General features: G+C 68.2%; 16 protein-coding genes. 9 read left to right on the forward strand and 7 right to left on the reverse strand.

Annotation, left to right across the window (positions count from 1 at the left end):
* The first annotated feature begins 199 nt into the window (after positions 1-199).
* The 3 genes from DMC64_RS43160 to DMC64_RS03640 all read left to right on the forward strand — a co-directional run bounded on the left by DMC64_RS43160 (position 200) and on the right by DMC64_RS03640 (position 2561).
* A complete protein-coding gene (locus tag DMC64_RS43160) occupies positions 200-373 on the forward strand; it encodes a hypothetical protein (protein ID WP_233629549.1) in 174 nt (57 codons plus the stop codon).
* 263 nt (positions 374-636) lie between these two features.
* A complete protein-coding gene (locus DMC64_RS03635; RefSeq protein ID WP_037332894.1) occupies positions 637-1824 on the forward strand; it encodes an AAA family ATPase in 1188 nt (395 codons plus the stop codon).
* Entirely contained in the window at positions 1821-2561 is a 741-nt protein-coding gene (locus DMC64_RS03640) for an HNH endonuclease (RefSeq protein ID WP_125732030.1), read from the forward strand. The genes DMC64_RS03635 and DMC64_RS03640 overlap by 4 nt, the downstream gene beginning before the upstream one ends.
* Here DMC64_RS03640 and DMC64_RS03645 read toward each other — a convergent pair.
* Positions 2537-3172, reverse strand: coding sequence for an SRPBCC family protein (locus DMC64_RS03645; RefSeq protein WP_125732032.1), 636 nt, complete (start codon positions 3170-3172; stop codon positions 2537-2539). The two genes, DMC64_RS03640 and DMC64_RS03645, sit on opposite strands and share 25 nt — an antisense overlap.
* A gap of 112 nt (positions 3173-3284) precedes the next feature.
* On the reverse strand, positions 3285-3944 hold the full coding sequence (locus DMC64_RS03650) for a hypothetical protein (protein ID WP_125732034.1): 660 nt from the start codon (positions 3942-3944) through the stop codon (positions 3285-3287).
* A gap of 180 nt (positions 3945-4124) precedes the next feature.
* On the opposite strand from DMC64_RS03650, the gene DMC64_RS03655 reads away from it, so the two are divergent.
* From DMC64_RS03655 to DMC64_RS03665, 3 genes are all read left to right on the forward strand, one after another.
* Positions 4125-4430, forward strand: a complete 306-nt coding sequence (locus DMC64_RS03655; RefSeq protein ID WP_037332883.1) for a DUF6204 family protein — start codon at positions 4125-4127, stop codon at positions 4428-4430.
* Between the two features lie 150 nt (positions 4431-4580).
* On the forward strand, positions 4581-5606 hold the full coding sequence (locus DMC64_RS03660; RefSeq protein ID WP_043847873.1) for a polyprenyl synthetase family protein: 1026 nt from the start codon (positions 4581-4583) through the stop codon (positions 5604-5606).
* Positions 5607-5621: 15 nt separating this feature from the next.
* Entirely contained in the window at positions 5622-6929 is a 1308-nt protein-coding gene (locus DMC64_RS03665) for a hypothetical protein (protein WP_125732036.1), read from the forward strand.
* A gap of 177 nt (positions 6930-7106) precedes the next feature.
* On the opposite strand, the gene DMC64_RS03670 is transcribed toward DMC64_RS03665, so the two are convergent.
* From DMC64_RS03670 to DMC64_RS03685, 4 genes are all read right to left on the reverse strand, one after another.
* Positions 7107-8171 carry a 2-oxoacid:ferredoxin oxidoreductase subunit beta gene (locus tag DMC64_RS03670; RefSeq protein WP_125732038.1) on the reverse strand — a complete coding sequence of 355 codons (1065 nt, stop codon included), beginning with the start codon at positions 8169-8171 and terminating at the stop codon, positions 7107-7109.
* Complete coding sequence (locus DMC64_RS03675) at positions 8168-10075, reverse strand: 2-oxoacid:acceptor oxidoreductase subunit alpha (protein ID WP_125732040.1); 1908 nt, start codon at positions 10073-10075, stop codon at positions 8168-8170. The genes DMC64_RS03670 and DMC64_RS03675 overlap by 4 nt, the downstream gene beginning before the upstream one ends.
* A 293-nt stretch (positions 10076-10368) precedes the next feature.
* Positions 10369-11118 carry an enoyl-CoA hydratase gene (locus DMC64_RS03680; RefSeq protein WP_125732042.1) on the reverse strand — a complete coding sequence of 250 codons (750 nt, stop codon included), beginning with the start codon at positions 11116-11118 and terminating at the stop codon, positions 10369-10371.
* A 13-nt stretch (positions 11119-11131) separates the two neighbouring features.
* Complete coding sequence (locus DMC64_RS03685; protein ID WP_005151923.1) at positions 11132-11578, reverse strand: Lrp/AsnC family transcriptional regulator; 447 nt, start codon at positions 11576-11578, stop codon at positions 11132-11134.
* A 74-nt stretch (positions 11579-11652) separates the two neighbouring features.
* On the opposite strand from DMC64_RS03685, the gene ddaH reads away from it, so the two are divergent.
* The 3 genes from ddaH (at position 11653) to DMC64_RS03700 (ending at position 14018) form a co-directional block, all read left to right on the forward strand.
* On the forward strand, positions 11653-12498 hold the full coding sequence (gene ddaH / locus DMC64_RS03690; protein ID WP_199754870.1) for a dimethylargininase: 846 nt from the start codon (positions 11653-11655) through the stop codon (positions 12496-12498).
* Positions 12499-12589: 91 nt separating this feature from the next.
* Complete coding sequence (locus tag DMC64_RS03695) at positions 12590-13246, forward strand: polysaccharide deacetylase family protein (RefSeq protein WP_125732044.1); 657 nt, start codon at positions 12590-12592, stop codon at positions 13244-13246.
* Positions 13247-13352: 106 nt separating this feature from the next.
* Complete coding sequence (locus DMC64_RS03700; RefSeq protein ID WP_037335914.1) at positions 13353-14018, forward strand: glycoside hydrolase family 75 protein; 666 nt, start codon at positions 13353-13355, stop codon at positions 14016-14018.
* A 37-nt stretch (positions 14019-14055) separates the two neighbouring features.
* On the opposite strand, the gene DMC64_RS43165 is transcribed toward DMC64_RS03700, so the two are convergent.
* Positions 14056-14373: a hypothetical protein gene (locus DMC64_RS43165; protein ID WP_233629550.1), complete on the reverse strand. Its 318-nt coding sequence runs from the start codon at positions 14371-14373 to the stop codon at positions 14056-14058.
* Positions 14374-14396: the final 23 nt, after the last annotated feature.

Below are 14396 nucleotides of genomic sequence, written 5' to 3' on the forward strand. Positions count from 1 at the left end.
GTGGAGACGCCCCCTCCGCCACCGCAGTTTCCGAAATGGCAGCCGAAACATCCGCGTCCCGCGGATCGCGACGACGAGAAGGCCGTCGATGCGACGCTGGATCTCTGCGAGTTGATCGACCTCGCCGTTTACGACCGCAGAAAGGGAGACGTAACCCGGCCTGTCGAGCGGAAAGCGAGGCCAAGCACGGCAGGAAGCAGTGCTCGCTGTTCCGCGGGGCTACGACCTCGTCTCGGTCCGCGATATGGACCCGAGTCACGTCGTTCTCGACCGGGTCGACGACGCCGTCATCGACTTGGGCGGGGTGAAGGGCAATCAGACCGAAACCCGGCGCATGGGCGGTCTCGATGGTTGCGGGATCACGGCACGCTGACCCGAACAAGACCTACAAAGACCACCAGTTGATCACGTTCGGCGCGAGCCCTGGGGTCACGTTCCGTACGCAGGACGACCGCGAATTCGCCCTTTACGCCTCACCGCTCGGGAACATCGACGTCCGCGGGCATGTCCGGCTGCGGACCGCCAGAAGGTCGTTTCGGACCTGGACGTCGGCAAGGCGCTCGCTGTGATGGATTTCGTGATGGCGACCCACTTTCGGGGGCCCAGGTGACGCCGACGCCGTCGTAAGCTTCCTCCATGTACATCGAGCGGGTCCGGCTGGAGAACATCCGCGGCTTCAGCGGCGCCCGCGCCGTCGACCTCCGGCTGCCCGGCCCCGGCTGGGTGGTCCTCGCCGGGCGCAACGGCTCGGGCAAGACCTCGTTGCTGCGCGCCATCGCGGTCGCGGCGGCGCCGGACGTCGCGTGGGGCCTGTTGTCGGACGCCGGCAGCTGGATCTCGACGGACCAGACGTCCGGGTCGATCGAGCTTTCGGTGATGCGCGAGGAGGGCCCGGCGCCGGTCGAGGTCCGCTGGCTCGACTCCGGTCTCCTGCCGATCTCCGGGCTTCCCCCTGGCCAGCCGTTCTGCGCCGCATACGGGCCCTTTCGACGGCTCGCGGGCGGCAGCGGCGAGGCCGAATCGTGGATGCGCGGCGCGGGATCGCTGGCGCGGATGGCCAGCCTGTTCCACGAAGACGCCTCGCTAGCCGAGGGGGTCACGTGGCTGATCAATCAGCATCTCCGTGCCCTGGAAGGAAAAGCGGGCGCGCGTGAGCTGAAGGACAAGGCGTTGGAGATCCTCGGGGACGGTCTCCTGCCGGGCGGCTACCGGATCCGGGACGTCGATTCGGACGGGCTCTGGGTCGAGTACCGGGGCGACCGGTTCCCGCTGCGCGAGATGAGCGACGGCTACCGCACGGTGACCGCGCTCGTCGTCGACCTGCTCAAGCAACTCGACGGCGCCGGCCTCGATCACGAGAGTCCCGGCGTCGTGATCATCGACGAGGTGGACGCGCATCTCCACGTGTCGTGGCAGAAACGCATGGGGCCGTGGTTCAAGGCGCATTTCCCGCGTATCCAGTTCATCGTCACCACGCACAGCCCCTACGTCTGCCAGGCCGCCGACCCGGGCGGGCTCATCCGGCTTTCCGGGCCCGACGAAGAGGTTCCGCCGCGCGTGGTCTCCGAGGAGCTGTACGAGCGGGTCGTGTTCGGGTCCGGGGACGACGCGGTGCTGTCCGACCTTTTCGGCTTGGACACGCCCTATTCGCCGCAGGCGGTCGAACTGCGGGAGCATCTCGCCGAACTCGAATTCCAGGTGGCGTCCGGCCGGGCGGACGCGAACGGCGTCCGGGAATGGGAACGCCTGCGCGGCATGCTGAGCAGTTCGCCGCCGAGCCGGGTCGACGAGGTGGCCAGGCGGTTCGAGGCCGACGATCGGTGATCGGGATCCGCCGGATCGCGCTGCCGGGGCAGGTGGTGGCCGATCTCGAAGAGCTGACGGCGCGCATCCCTCCCGGTGACACGAAAGAAGCCCGGCGACTCTGGCGGGTTTCCCGTGCCGTGCGGCGTTCCTTGCGGGCCGGGCTGGACGTCATGGCCGCCGGCCGCGGGTACTGCATGTACTGCGGCGACGGCCTCGGGTCCACTGTGGACCATTTCGAGCCGATCGCGAGGAATCCGGGACGCGCCTTCGACTGGCTCAATCATGTGCTCGCCTGCGAATACTGCAACAGCCACCACAAACGCGACCTGTTCCCGGTGGACGAAGACGGCAACAGCCTGCTCGTCGATCCGACCGCCGAAGATCCGCTGGAGCATCTGTTCCTGGTGCTCTCTATCGGGACCTACCGCGCACTGACCGAAAAGGGCGAACAGACCATCAAGGTGTGCGGGCTGAACCGCGCGCAATTGGCGCGGGGGCGGGAAACCGCGGTCAACCAGGTGACCGCGCTCGTCTTCGCCTGGTGGACCGCGCGCGAACTGGGGGACGAGGTGAAACGGCGCGCGATGGTCTGGACCCTGCTCGACCAGCCGCACGCCGACGTCCTCCACGCGATGCTCCGTCAGGCGGGGATGCCGGGCGCCCGCGCCGTGTTCCGGGCGGACGACGAGCTCATCGACCTGCTTCGCGCCCCGGAACTCGCCGAAGACCTTCAGCTCTCCGGCGGCGCGGTGTAAGCGGCCAAGGTGGCGTCGGCGCGGGTGCGGGCGATGGCGGGGTCCGTCCCGTTGGCGACGTCGGCCTCGTACCAGGCCTCGTTGCTCAGCGTCATGAACCGCACGCCTTCTTCGCTGGTCATCCAGGCCATGGCCGCTTCGGGATCGGCGGCTTCGCCGGACGCGAGGTGGAGCGCGAGCCCGTTCAGCATCATGTCCCAGCCGATGCCCACCGCGCCGGGCCCGAACTGGTTCCAGTGCTCGTTGGGAACGGCGGTGTGGTCGAGCTCGAACCGGGTGCGGCCATCGGCTTCGGGGCTCAGCCGGAGTTCGATCCAGCTGACATCGCCGCCGTACTCCCAGGTCGCGGCGAAGCTCATGGGCGGGTCACAGCGTTCGATCGTCCCACCCGCGTTGCCTTCGAGCTGGTACTTGCCGCCGACGCGCAGTTCGCCGCTCACCGGAAGGAACCAGCGCGGGATGCGTTCGGGATTGGTGCAGGCGTCCCAAAGGTCGTCGAGGCCGGTGTCGTAGACCTGGCTGACGGTCGCCGTCACCGCCTCGCCCGCTTCGATCACGCGTTTGCCCAGTTTGCGCTGGACGGAGTCGATCTGGCTGGTCACGTCGACCATCGGTGCCCTCCTCTGCTCGGCTGCCGCCAAGGTATCAGCAGAGGCTTATATAAGCCAGAATGGAAAAGGGGCGCCCGGCAGGTTCCGGACGCCCCTTTCCCGGCGGGCCGGCTTACGGAGTGGGGGAGCAGGCCGTGCGCCCGATGACCACTTCGCCGGTGATGTTCGAGGCCGGGGCGAACTTGATCCGCAGCATGGTCAGCCCGATGCTGCCGTCGCCCGGCAAGGTCTGCTCGTTGAAGATCGCCTCGGCGAGCAGCGTGCCGTTGGACTTGGTGATCGGCTTGACGTAGCCGACCGGCACCGGCGACGGCAGGGTGCCGAGCCCGGTCGCGCCGCCGTAGGTCCAGCTGGCGTTCGTGCTGGTCTGGGTCGCCGTGCAGCTGACCGAGTAGGACCTGATCTTGATCCGCGGCCCGCTCGACGACACCAGCGCCGACAGCTCGAAGTTCTGTCCCTTGGCTTCCGACTTCGTCGTGGTCACGTCGTTTTCGGGGTCGACGACGGTGGTCGTGCACGTCGTCGTGCCGCCACCGAACGTGATCCCGGTCCTGGTCACGACCCCGGAAGAGTTGCTGGTCGGTCCCTCGACCGCGCAGTCGGCGAGCGAGGCGATCGAGATCGGCGCCGAGGTGCCCTTGGTGAAGGCGGCGGAGCCGAGTGAAGCCACCCCGGCCGGGTTCGAAGCGGCGGCCGGGGACACCCCGGCGCCGAGACCTGCCAGCAGCAGTGCGCCGACGAGGCCTGCCCGGCTTGCGATGGTGATGCGCATTTCCACGTCCTCCTCACGTGACGGAGAGCGAGCCGGTTGGCCGTTCTTCCTTTGTCATCACTATCTGCGTGTCGGATTCGCCCGTTGCGCGCGTGACGGTCGTTTCACTCGACAGTGGATCATGGACACCCATTGGATATTCGGGTTCGTATCCGGATACAGGTCTGTATATTCGGGCGTATGCCGACCTACCGCGTCCTCGTCAACGGCAAGTTCGACCACCCCGACGCCGACACCCGTGCCCGGCTCCTCGCGGAATTGAGCGACCATCAGGCGATCGGGTTCACCGAGGACGGCCTGCTCACCTACAGCGCGCACCTCGGCGCGTTCACCTTCCGGATCACGCTTCAAGGCGAAGAAGAACGTGACGTGCTCGACGAGGCCGAGCTGAAGGTCATGGAACTGCTGGACGCCAAGGGCTATCCGTATCGCGACGTCGCGGGCAAGGCGACCTGCATGGACGACATCAAGATCCGCCGCCGCTGACCCGTTCGCGCCCGACGGCGCGGGATACTCGGCGGGGGTGTCATCTTCGTCACCGTTTCCGCAGGACAGCACGTCAACAGGCCTCAGCGGGTAGCCACTACGCTGGGACCAACCCCGAACGGTGTCAAAGAGAGCGGAGCCGACGTGTCTGTGTCTTCACCTGCCCCAGGTGGTGCCATCGAGGACCTGCGCGCGTCCGTGGGGCTCCAGATCGCCGACGAGCAGCTCCTGCGCACCCTCGCGACCGGTCTCGCCGACGTCGAGACCCTGCTCCGCGAGGTCGTCCGCAGTGACGTCAAGGCCGTCGAGGACGCCGCTTCGCACCTGGTCGAGGCGGGGGGCAAACGTTTCCGTCCGCTGTTCACGCTGCTGGCCTCGCAGTTCGGGCCGAAGCAGGGCGACCAGGTGGTCACCGCCGCCGCGGCCGTCGAGCTGGTGCACCTCGCGACGCTGTACCACGACGACGTGATGGACGAGGCGACGATGCGTCGCGGCGCGGAGAGCGTCAACGCCCGCTGGGACAACACCATCGCCATCCTGACCGGCGATTTCCTGTTCGCGCACGCCTCGCGGCTGGTCGCCGACCTCGGCACCGACGCGGCCCGGATCATCGCCGAGACCTTCGGCGAGCTGGTCACCGGCCAGATGCGCGAGACGGTCGGCCCGGCTGACGGCGACGACGCCGTCGAGCACTACCTCACGGTCATCGCGCAGAAGACCGGTTCGCTGATCGCCACCTCCGGCCGGTTCGGCGGGATGATGTCCGGCGCGCCCGACGAGTACATCGACGCGCTTCGCCGCTTCGGCGACATCATCGGGACGGCGTTCCAGATCTCCGACGACGTCATCGACATCGCGTCCGCTTCCGACGAGCTCGGCAAGGCGCAGGGCACGGACCTGCGCGAAGGTGTCCGCACGCTTCCGATGCTGTACGCGCTCGCCGACCCGGCCACCGACCCGCGCCTGGTCGAGCTGCTGTCCGGCCCGATCTCCGACGACAAGCTCGTCGCCGAGGCCCTCGGCCTGCTGCGGGCCTCGTCCGGACTCGAACGCGCACGCGAAACTCTTTCCGACTACGCTCGTCGGGCGCGTGCCGAGCTCGCGGCGCTGCCCGCGTCGCCCGCCCGGGACGCCTGCGAATCGGTCGCCGACTACCTGGTCGCGCGAACGCATTGACAAAGGGCAGGTTAGATGTCCATTTTCGGACAGGTTTGGCTGTGGAGTCTGCTGGCGTTCGTCGTCGGCGCGCTGCTCACCTGGCTGGTGCTGGTGATCCCGGCGCGCAAGCGCATCCGTGAGCTCGAAAGCTCGCTGACCACCGCGCACGCCGAGAAGTCCCGGCTGCCCGCCGGGGTGAGCCTCGGCGCGGGTGCCGCGGCCGTCGCCGGCGGGACCGCGTACCTCACGAAGCCGTTGCACGACGATCTGGACGAGGAGTTCGCGGCGGTCGAGGAGCCGAAGCCCGCGTACCCCGAGACGCTCACCGAGCAGGAGCCCGCGCAGCAGTGGACCGAACCCGCTGAGGAGCCTGTTCAGGACGTTGTCGAGGAGCCGGAGCACACCCCGGCCGCGACGCAGACCTTCGAGCCCGAAGAAGAGTACGAGGCCGAGTACCGCACGGCGGAGCAGACGGAGCCCGAACCCGACCCGGAGCCGGAGCCCGCGGCCGAGCGGACGCAGTACATCCCGGCGGCCTTGGCGGAGCCGGAACCCGAGCCCGCGCCCGAGCCGGAGAACCCGTACGTCGCCGCGGCGACCGATTATCTCCAGCCCGCTTCGAAGCTGGACCTCGAACCTGAGCCGGAACCCGAGCCCCAGCCGCCGTTGCCGGGTGAGGGGCCGTACCGGTCCCGTCTCGAGATGCAGCTGGATCCCGAAGGCGCCGAGACGCAGCCGGAGCCGGTGTCGCTGTTCAGCCCCGCGTCGCGCGTGGAGACGGAGCAGGCACCCGTCGAGACCAACTGGTTCGAGCGGGAAGAGGAGCTCCACGATCCGCCCGCGTACGCCTTCGGGTCGGACGAAGAAGCGAAGGCCGGGCACCTCGACTCGGAACCCGAGACTCCCGCCGAAGCCACCCAGGTGCTGCCCAAGCGCACGCCGCGGGGCGCGGTCCGCGGCGGTTTCGAGCCGCCTCAGCCGATCCAGCCGTCGATGCGGGCGATCGAGCGCCGTGAGCCGGAGCTGTCCGGTGGGCAGAGCGGTTCGCTGTTCGAGCCCGCCGTCCAGCCGGGCGACGCGATGCCGGCGCCGGAGCCCCCGCCCGCGCGGCAGGTCTCCGCTCCGGTGGCCGAGTCTGTTCCGCCGGGCCCGTTCGGACCCGGCTCGGCGATGCCGCGGCCGGGTGGTGGCCGTCCGGCCGACGACTTCGCGGTCAAGGCCAGCGTGACGGCTCTGCGGTACTGCACGGAGGATTCGCAGCAGTTCCCGAAGATGGTCGCGGAGGTCTGGTTCCGGACCGCCGCCGACGCGGAACGCGTGGGCTTCCGTCCGTTGGTTTGAGAAACGCGACCAGAAGGGTCTCCCCAAGGGCGCCCTGCGCCCGACGGAGACTTCACGTCGCGCGCCCTCTTTTGGGCCGAAGGCCCACGGAAACACGATGAAGGGGCGCCCTCCGCACTCACCGTGAGGTGAATGTGGAACGGGCGCCCCTTCGGCGTTTTTCCGTCAGCGCGCGACCTAAACCACTGTCCAGGTGTCCTTGCCGCGCAGCAGCCCCTGCAGATCCGGCTTGCGGGCGGCCTGCGCCTCCGCGACCTGGGCACGCGCCTGGTCGTCGTAGGTGGGCCGCTCGACCTGCCGCAGGATGCCGGTCGGCACGTGGTTCAGGTTCTGGTCGCCGATCCGCGAAAGCGCGAACGCGTACGCCGTGTCCTCGATCGTGGGGTCGTGCACGACGAGGTTCTCCTCGCCGATGTTCGCGACCTTCCCGACCTCCAGCCCGGCCCAGCCGCCGCGCGTGACGCCGTATTCGCCCTGCGGGCCGAACTTGATCGGCTCGCCCGCCTTCAGCGGGATGAGCCGGGTGGCGGCCTCGTCCTTGTCCTTGAGGACGTCGAAGGCGCCGTCGTTGAAGATCGGGCAGTTCTGGTAGATCTCCACCAGCGCCGACCCGCGGTGTTTCGCGGCGGCTTCCAGCACCTCGGTCAGGCCCTTGCGGTCCGAGTCGAGCGCACGGCCCACGAACGACGCCTCGGCGCCGATCGCCAGCGAAAGCGGGTTGAACGGGGTGTCGACCGAGCCCATCGGGGTGGACTTCGTGACCATGCCCGGCCCGGACGTCGGCGAGTACTGGCCCTTGGTGAGGCCGTAGATCCGGTTGTTGAACAGCAGGATCTTGATGTTCACGTTGCGCCGCAACGCGTGGATCAGGTGGTTGCCGCCGATGGACAGCGCGTCGCCGTCACCGGTGACCACCCACACCGACAGATCCGGCCGCGCGGTCGCGAGCCCGGTCGCGATCGACGGCGCCCGGCCGTGGATCGAGTGCATGCCATAGGTGTTCAGGTAGTACGGGAATCGCGACGAGCACCCGATACCCGAGATGAACACGATGTTCTCGCGCTTGAGGCCGAGCGTCGGCAGGAACGACTGCACGGCGTTGAGCACGACGTAGTCACCGCAGCCTGGGCACCAGCGGACCTCCTGGTCCGACTTGTAGTCCTTGGCCTTCTGCGGTTCGGTCTCGGTCGGCACAAGGTCCAAGCCGCCGAGGGTGGGGATCCCCAGGTCGATCGCGGTCACTTCGCCCCCTCCGTACTGGTGATGATCTCCGTGAAGACGCCTTGCAGCTCTTCGGCCTTGAAGGGCAGCCCGGCGACCTTCGTGTACGACTTCACGTCGACGAGATACTTGGCCCTCAAGAGCATCGAAAGCTGGCCGAGGTTCATTTCCGGGACGACGACGGTGTCGTACGAACGGAGTACGTCGCCGAGGTTGCCGGGGAACGGGTTGAGATGGCGCAGATGCGCCTGCGCGATCGGCATGCCGTCCTTGCGGACGCGGCGGCACGCGGCGCCGATCGGTCCGTAGGACGAGCCCCAGCCGAGTGCCAGCACCCGTGCCTTGCCGCCGCTCGGATCGTCGACGACGAGGTCGGGGACGTCGATGCCGTCGATCTTGGCCTGGCGCAGCCGGACCATCTTGTCGTGGTTGTCCGGGTCGTAGGAGATGTGGCCGGTCTTGTCGGCCTTCTCCAGCCCGCCGATGCGATGCTGCAGCCCGGCGGTGCCCGGCAGCGCCCACTCGCGGGCGAGGGTCTCGGGGTCGCGTACATACGGCCAGAATTCCCCGGAACCGTCCTCGGCATTCGGCTCGGTGGCGAATTCCACGCGCAGATCCGGCAGGTCCTCGACGTTCGGGATCAGCCACGGTTCGGAGCCGTTCGCGATCGCGCCGTCCGACAGCAGGAACACCGGCGTGCGGTACTTGAGCGCGATCCGGGTGGCCTCCAGCGCCGCGTCGAAGCAGTCCGCGGGGGACAGCGGCGCGACGATCGGCACCGGCGATTCGCCGTTGCGGCCGAACATCGCCTGCAGCAGATCGGCCTGCTCGGTCTTGGTCGGCAGACCGGTCGACGGGCCGCCGCGCTGGACGTCGACGACGACCAGCGGCAGTTCGGTCATCACCGCGAGCCCGATGGCCTCGGACTTCAGCGCGACACCGGGCCCGGACGTCGAGGTGACGCCCAGCGCGCCGCCGTAGGAGGCGCCGAGCGCCGCGCCGATACCGGCGATCTCGTCCTCGGCCTGGAAGGTGAGGATTCCGTAGTTCTTGTGCTTGGACAGCTCGTGGAGGATGTCCGAGGCCGGGGTGATCGGGTACGTCCCCAGCAGGATCTGCAGGCCCGACTGCTGCCCGGCGGCGACCAGCCCGTACGCCAGCGCGGTGTTCCCGGTGATCTGGCGGTACGTGCCCTGGTTCAGCTTCGCGGGCGCGACCTCGTACGTCGTCGCGAACGACTCCGTCGTCTCGCCGTAGTTCCAGCCGGCGCGGAAGGCCAGGATGTTGGCCTCGGCGATGTCGGCCTTCTTCGCGAACTTCTCGCGCAGGAAGCGTTCCGTGCCTTCGGTCGGCCGGTGGTACATCCAGGAGAGCAGACCGAGCGCGAACATGTTCTTCGCGCGTTCGGCGTCCTTTTTGGACAGTCCGGTCTCTTCGAGCGCGCCCCTGGTCAACGTCGACATGGCGACCCGGTGGACTTGATAGGCCGAAAGGGTGTCGTCGTCGAGGGGGTCGTTCTCGAAGCCGACCTTGACCAGGTTCCGCTTCGAGAACTCGTCGGTGTTGAGGATGATCGTCCCACCGGCCGGGACGTCGGCGAGGTTCGCCTTCAGAGCGGCGGGGTTCATCGCGACGAGGACGTCCGGCCGGTCGCCCGGGGTCAGGATGTCGTAGTCGGCGAAGTGCACCTGGAAGCTCGAGACGCCCGGAATGGTGCCCTGGGGCGCGCGGATCTCGGCGGGGAAGTTCGGCATGGTCGACAGGTCGTTGCCGAAAGCGGCCGCTTCCGAGGTGAACCTGTCGCCCGTCAGCTGCATGCCGTCACCGGAGTCGCCGGCGAACCGGATGACCACCCGGTCCAGCTTGGCGACCTCGGTGGGCCTGACGGCCGACAAGGAGCCGTTGCCGTTCGCACTCGTGCTCATAGGTCAGGGATTCCCTCTCTCCCGACGTGCGTCGTCCCCGGCCGTGCCGGAGATCGGCGTGCCTCGCCCGGCGATGTCGGACAGGTCACAGGTGCCATGTCCCGAGGCTAGTCCTCGGCACACTTCCCAGGTTGCCGTAAAAACGGGCCGGACCTACTTCTCGAGTGTCCTGAGCTCGTCGCTGAGCGGGGATTATCCGGTTTATCTGTTACTGATGGTAACGGTCGGCGATGCGGCCCGATTGTGAGCCGTATCTCCTTCCAGCGTAGTGAAGTCCGGTCGAGGACCAATCATCAGTTGGACAGTGAAGCCCTCAACCTGGCCAGCCGTTCGGTGAACGCGGGTGCGGTGAGTGACGCCACCTGGGGCTCGATCTCGGCGTCGACGGCGGCCGAATGGTCGGTCAGCGTGGCGGTGTGCCGAAGCGTGCGCTTCGTCGCCAGGAGGACGTCTCGCGGAGCGTTGACGGCGGGTTTGGCCAGTTCACGGGCGGCCTCGACCAGATCTCCTTCGACCAGCCGGAGCGCGAGCCCGCATTCGACAGCGGCTTCGGCGCCGACGACCTCACCGAAGAGTGTCATCGCCGCGGCCTTCTGCGGGCCGACGAGCCGCTGGATCATCCACGTCATCCCGCCGCCGGGATGGATGCCGAGATCGAGAAATCTGGCCACGAACTTCGCCTTCGGTCCCACGATGCGGACGTCCGCGGCGAGCGCGAGGTTCAGTCCGGCGCCCACGGCGGCCCCGCCGACCGCGGCGATCGTCGGCAGGGAACACCGCGCCACCGAGAGAAAACCGTCATAGATCGCGCGGAGTCCGTCCTCCCGGGCGCCGGCGAGCGTGTTCAGGTCGGCGCCCGCGCAGAACGCCGGTGGCGCGCCCGTGACGACCAAGGCGTGGACACTTTCGTCGGCTTCGGCGCGCGAGACGGCCTCGGCCAGCTGCGCGGACAGGTCGAGGGTCAGGGCGTTGCGGGTCGCGGGCGCGTCGATGGTGAGCACGGCGACGCCGCCGTCATGGCTGGAGCGGATCTGATCGGTCACGCGGTCGAGGGTGTCACGCTTCGGGCGTCGGCGGGCGTTCCAGTAGCCGAGACAGGACGACGGTGGACACCGTGCGGTCGACGATCTCCAGTCCGCGCAGCCGTTCCAGCGCGGTCTCGAGGTGGTGGATGTCCGAAGCGCGCAGATGGACGATCGCGTCGGCCGCGCCGGAGACCGTGTAGGCCGCGACGACCTCGGGCAGCGGTTCCAGCCGGGCCCGGATCCGGGCCGGGGTGATGTTGCCGTTGCAGGTCATCTCGACGAAGGCCTCGGTGCCCCAGCCCAGCGCCTCGGGGTCCACGACCGCGGTGAATCCGCGCAGGACCCCCGTTTCGAGCAGTCTGTCGACCCGTCGTTTCACCGCGGGCGCGGACAGGCCGACGACTTTGCCGATGTCGGCGTAGCTGGACCTCGCATTGGCCATCAGGCATGAAACGATTCGCTGGTCGATGGTGTTCACACGCAATGTTTAGCAGGTATATGCGCAGCGAACAGCGATTGATTGCGGAATTAGGTGAGCCTTACCCTTCGGGTATGCCGGAACTGGAGCAGCAGCCCCGTGTACCCACGACGCGCCGCTACCTCATGTGCCCGCCGCGGTACTTCGCGGTGGATTACGTCATCAACCCGTGGATGGACCCGTCGGTCCCGGTCAGCGTCGACGCCGCGATGGCGCAGTGGACCGAACTCCGCGACACCTACCGACGCCTCGGCCACACCGTCGAGGAGATCGACGCCCAGCCCGGTCTGCCCGACATGGTGTTCGCCGCGAACTCCGGCACCGTCGTCGACGGGCGGGTCCTCGGCTCGCGGTTCCGCGCCCCGCAGCGCACCGCCGAGGCCGAGCACTTCCGCCGCTGGTTCGTCGAGCACGGCTACCGCGACATCACCATGCCCGAGAAGATCAACGAGGCCGAAGGCGACTTCGCCTGGACAGGCAAGATCCTGCTCGCCGGCACCGGCTTCCGCACCGACCCGGCGGCGCACGCCGAAGCGCAGGAGGTCCTCGGCGTCCCGGTCGTCTCGCTGCGGCTGATCGACCCGAGCTACTACCACCTCGACACCGCGCTGTTCGTGCTCGCCGAGGCGACCGACACCACGTCCGCCCAGATCGCCTACTACCCGGAGGCCTTCTCGGCCGGGTCGCGGAAGGTGCTGGAGCGGATGTTCCCCGACGCGGTAATCGCGGACCGCGCCGACGCGGAGTGTTTCGGCCTCAACGGGGTGTCCGACGGCCGCAACGTCGTCCTGCCGGTCGAGGCGACCGGATTGGCGGCGCGGCTGACCGAACGCGGCTACGAGGTCGTCTTCCTGGACATCTCCGAGCTGCGGAAGGCCGGCGGCGGCCCGAAGTGCTGCACCCTGGAGATCCGCAAGTAATCCATTAGTGGACACCTTGCGGGATCATGTAACTACTCCATTCGCCAACGCGATTAATCGGGAAACACACTCGGTCCCGAATGAGGCGCGGATGGTGATCCTGGCGATTGGCGGCGTGGGCAAACCCGTGCGCGCGCTGGATCCAGGCGAAGACGAAACATGGGTGACCGTCGAGCAGTTCGAGCGGGTGCTCGACTCGATGGCCGGACGCGAAGACGTCGGGCTCACCTTCGACGACGGCAACGTCTCGGACGTCGAGATCGCGCTCCCCAGACTGGTGGAGCGCGATCTCACGGCCGAGTTCTTCCCGCTGGCCGGCCGGATCGGGCAGCGGGGTTTCGTCGACGCCGACGGTCTTCGCGAACTGGTCGAGGCGGGGATGTCGATCGGTTCGCACGGCTGGGAGCACCGCGACTGGCGGCGCCTCGACGGCAGGCACGCCCGGCGCGAACTCGAAATCGCGCCGAAACTGCTCGAGGACCTGAGCGGCGAACCCGTACGCGCGTACGCGCCGCCGTTCGGCGCCTACGACCGGCGGGTGCTCAGCAGGCTCCGGCGTTCCGGCGCGACGCGGGTCTACACGCACGAAGGCGGAGCCGTGTCGCGCGACAGCTGGCTGCGGCCGCGCACGGAGGTCCGGCACGACATCGATCAGGACTGGATCGACGGCGTGCTCGGTAACCGGGAAGGCCTGTACCGCCGAGCGGGACGGGTCATGTCGCGGGTCGCCAGGCTTGCCCGCTTTTGACCGGTTTTCTTTGTGTGGTGGGAAAATAACCCTTGAGCTGAAACTGCGGCGAAGGCATCCTGAGGACCCTCGATAAAGAAGCTTTATTAACTAAGGGGTGCTCGGTATGCGGAAACTGCTCCTGTTCTCGGCGATGGTGGTGGCCGCCGGACTGGCCCCCGCGGCGACGGCCGCGGCCGCCCCTTCGATCCAGGCCGGGCCGACCGCGCAGCAGCTGCTGGCGAAGACCACCAGCTGCAAGCAGGTCTCGAACGGCAAGTACAAGACCGACGAGGAGACCGGCCGGACCATCGCGGTCTGCGACGCGGGGAGCGCCGTGTTCTGGAAGGCCGACATGGACGTCGACTGCGACGGGCAGCCGACCGCGCGGTGCAACAAGAACACCGACCCGTGGTTCCAGGACGGCACCGCGTACCCGCGCTCCGACGGCAAGGCGCTGGTCGCCGACGAGACGCCCTACATCGTCGTGCCGAGCATCAGCAGCACGTGGAACTTCGAGAAGGCCGGCCTCAAGGGCGCCGGATCGTGCGCGGTGATCTACAACAACAAGGTGCTCTACACCGTCATCGGTGACACCGGCCCGAAGGACATCATCGGCGAAGCGTCCTACGCGACCGCGAAGGCGCTGGGCATCAACCCGGACCCGAAGAACGGCGGCGTCGACTCGGGCGTCACGTACATCTGCTTCAAGAACTCGAAGGTCTCGCCCATCGAGAACCACGGGAAGGCGACTTCCGTCGGGGAGGGGCTCGCTGCGAAGTGGGTCGGGTAAAAGCCGTCGTGAGTGGTAAGTGACGTTCTAACGTCACTTACCACTCACGACCACCCGGACCGTTCTGCCGCTCGCCGCACCGCGAACAAGTCGTCGTGCGGGCCCCTGCCGGGTCCCAACCTTCGCGAACCAGAATGGTGCGGACCTCGGCGGCCACCTCGCACGGCGAGTCCTGGACGTCTTGCCAGCCGTAGACGAGTCTTGCCCGTCCCGCCAGTTCGGCCGCGTTGTCCCGTCGGCGATCCCGGAAAGCGATGCCTGCCATCGCATGGGTCGCCCGACCGTCGAGCCGGACCGTCATCGCGGCGCCGTGATCGTCGTAGGTGACGTCCTCCCAGAGCGTTTTGCCGTCCACCTCGATCGGCGTTTGCCGGTTTC

It is taken from the genome of Amycolatopsis sp. WAC 04197 (assembly GCF_003947475.1).
In the GTDB taxonomy this organism is placed as follows: Bacteria; Actinomycetota; Actinomycetes; order Mycobacteriales; family Pseudonocardiaceae; genus Amycolatopsis; species Amycolatopsis japonica.

What these genes read in the sequence shown, in the direction of transcription:
- DMC64_RS03635 (WP_037332894.1), top strand. Translation starts at nt 637, where the DNA reads ATGTACATCGAGCGGGTCCGGCTGGAGAACATCCGCGGCTTCAGCGGC.
- ddaH (WP_199754870.1), top strand. Translation starts at nt 11,653, where the DNA reads ATGCCGGAACTGGAGCAGCAGCCCCGTGTACCCACGACGCGCCGCTAC.
- DMC64_RS03650 (WP_125732034.1), bottom strand. Translation starts at nt 3,944, where the DNA reads ATGCGCATCACCATCGCAAGCCGGGCAGGCCTCGTCGGCGCACTGCTG.
- DMC64_RS03695 (WP_125732044.1), top strand. Translation starts at nt 12,590, where the DNA reads ATGGTGATCCTGGCGATTGGCGGCGTGGGCAAACCCGTGCGCGCGCTG.
- DMC64_RS03700 (WP_037335914.1), top strand. Translation starts at nt 13,353, where the DNA reads ATGCGGAAACTGCTCCTGTTCTCGGCGATGGTGGTGGCCGCCGGACTG.
- DMC64_RS03645 (WP_125732032.1), bottom strand. Translation starts at nt 3,172, where the DNA reads ATGGTCGACGTGACCAGCCAGATCGACTCCGTCCAGCGCAAACTGGGC.
- DMC64_RS03675 (WP_125732040.1), bottom strand. Translation starts at nt 10,075, where the DNA reads ATGAGCACGAGTGCGAACGGCAACGGCTCCTTGTCGGCCGTCAGGCCC.
- DMC64_RS03665 (WP_125732036.1), top strand. Translation starts at nt 5,622, where the DNA reads ATGTCCATTTTCGGACAGGTTTGGCTGTGGAGTCTGCTGGCGTTCGTC.
- DMC64_RS03655 (WP_037332883.1), top strand. Translation starts at nt 4,125, where the DNA reads ATGCCGACCTACCGCGTCCTCGTCAACGGCAAGTTCGACCACCCCGAC.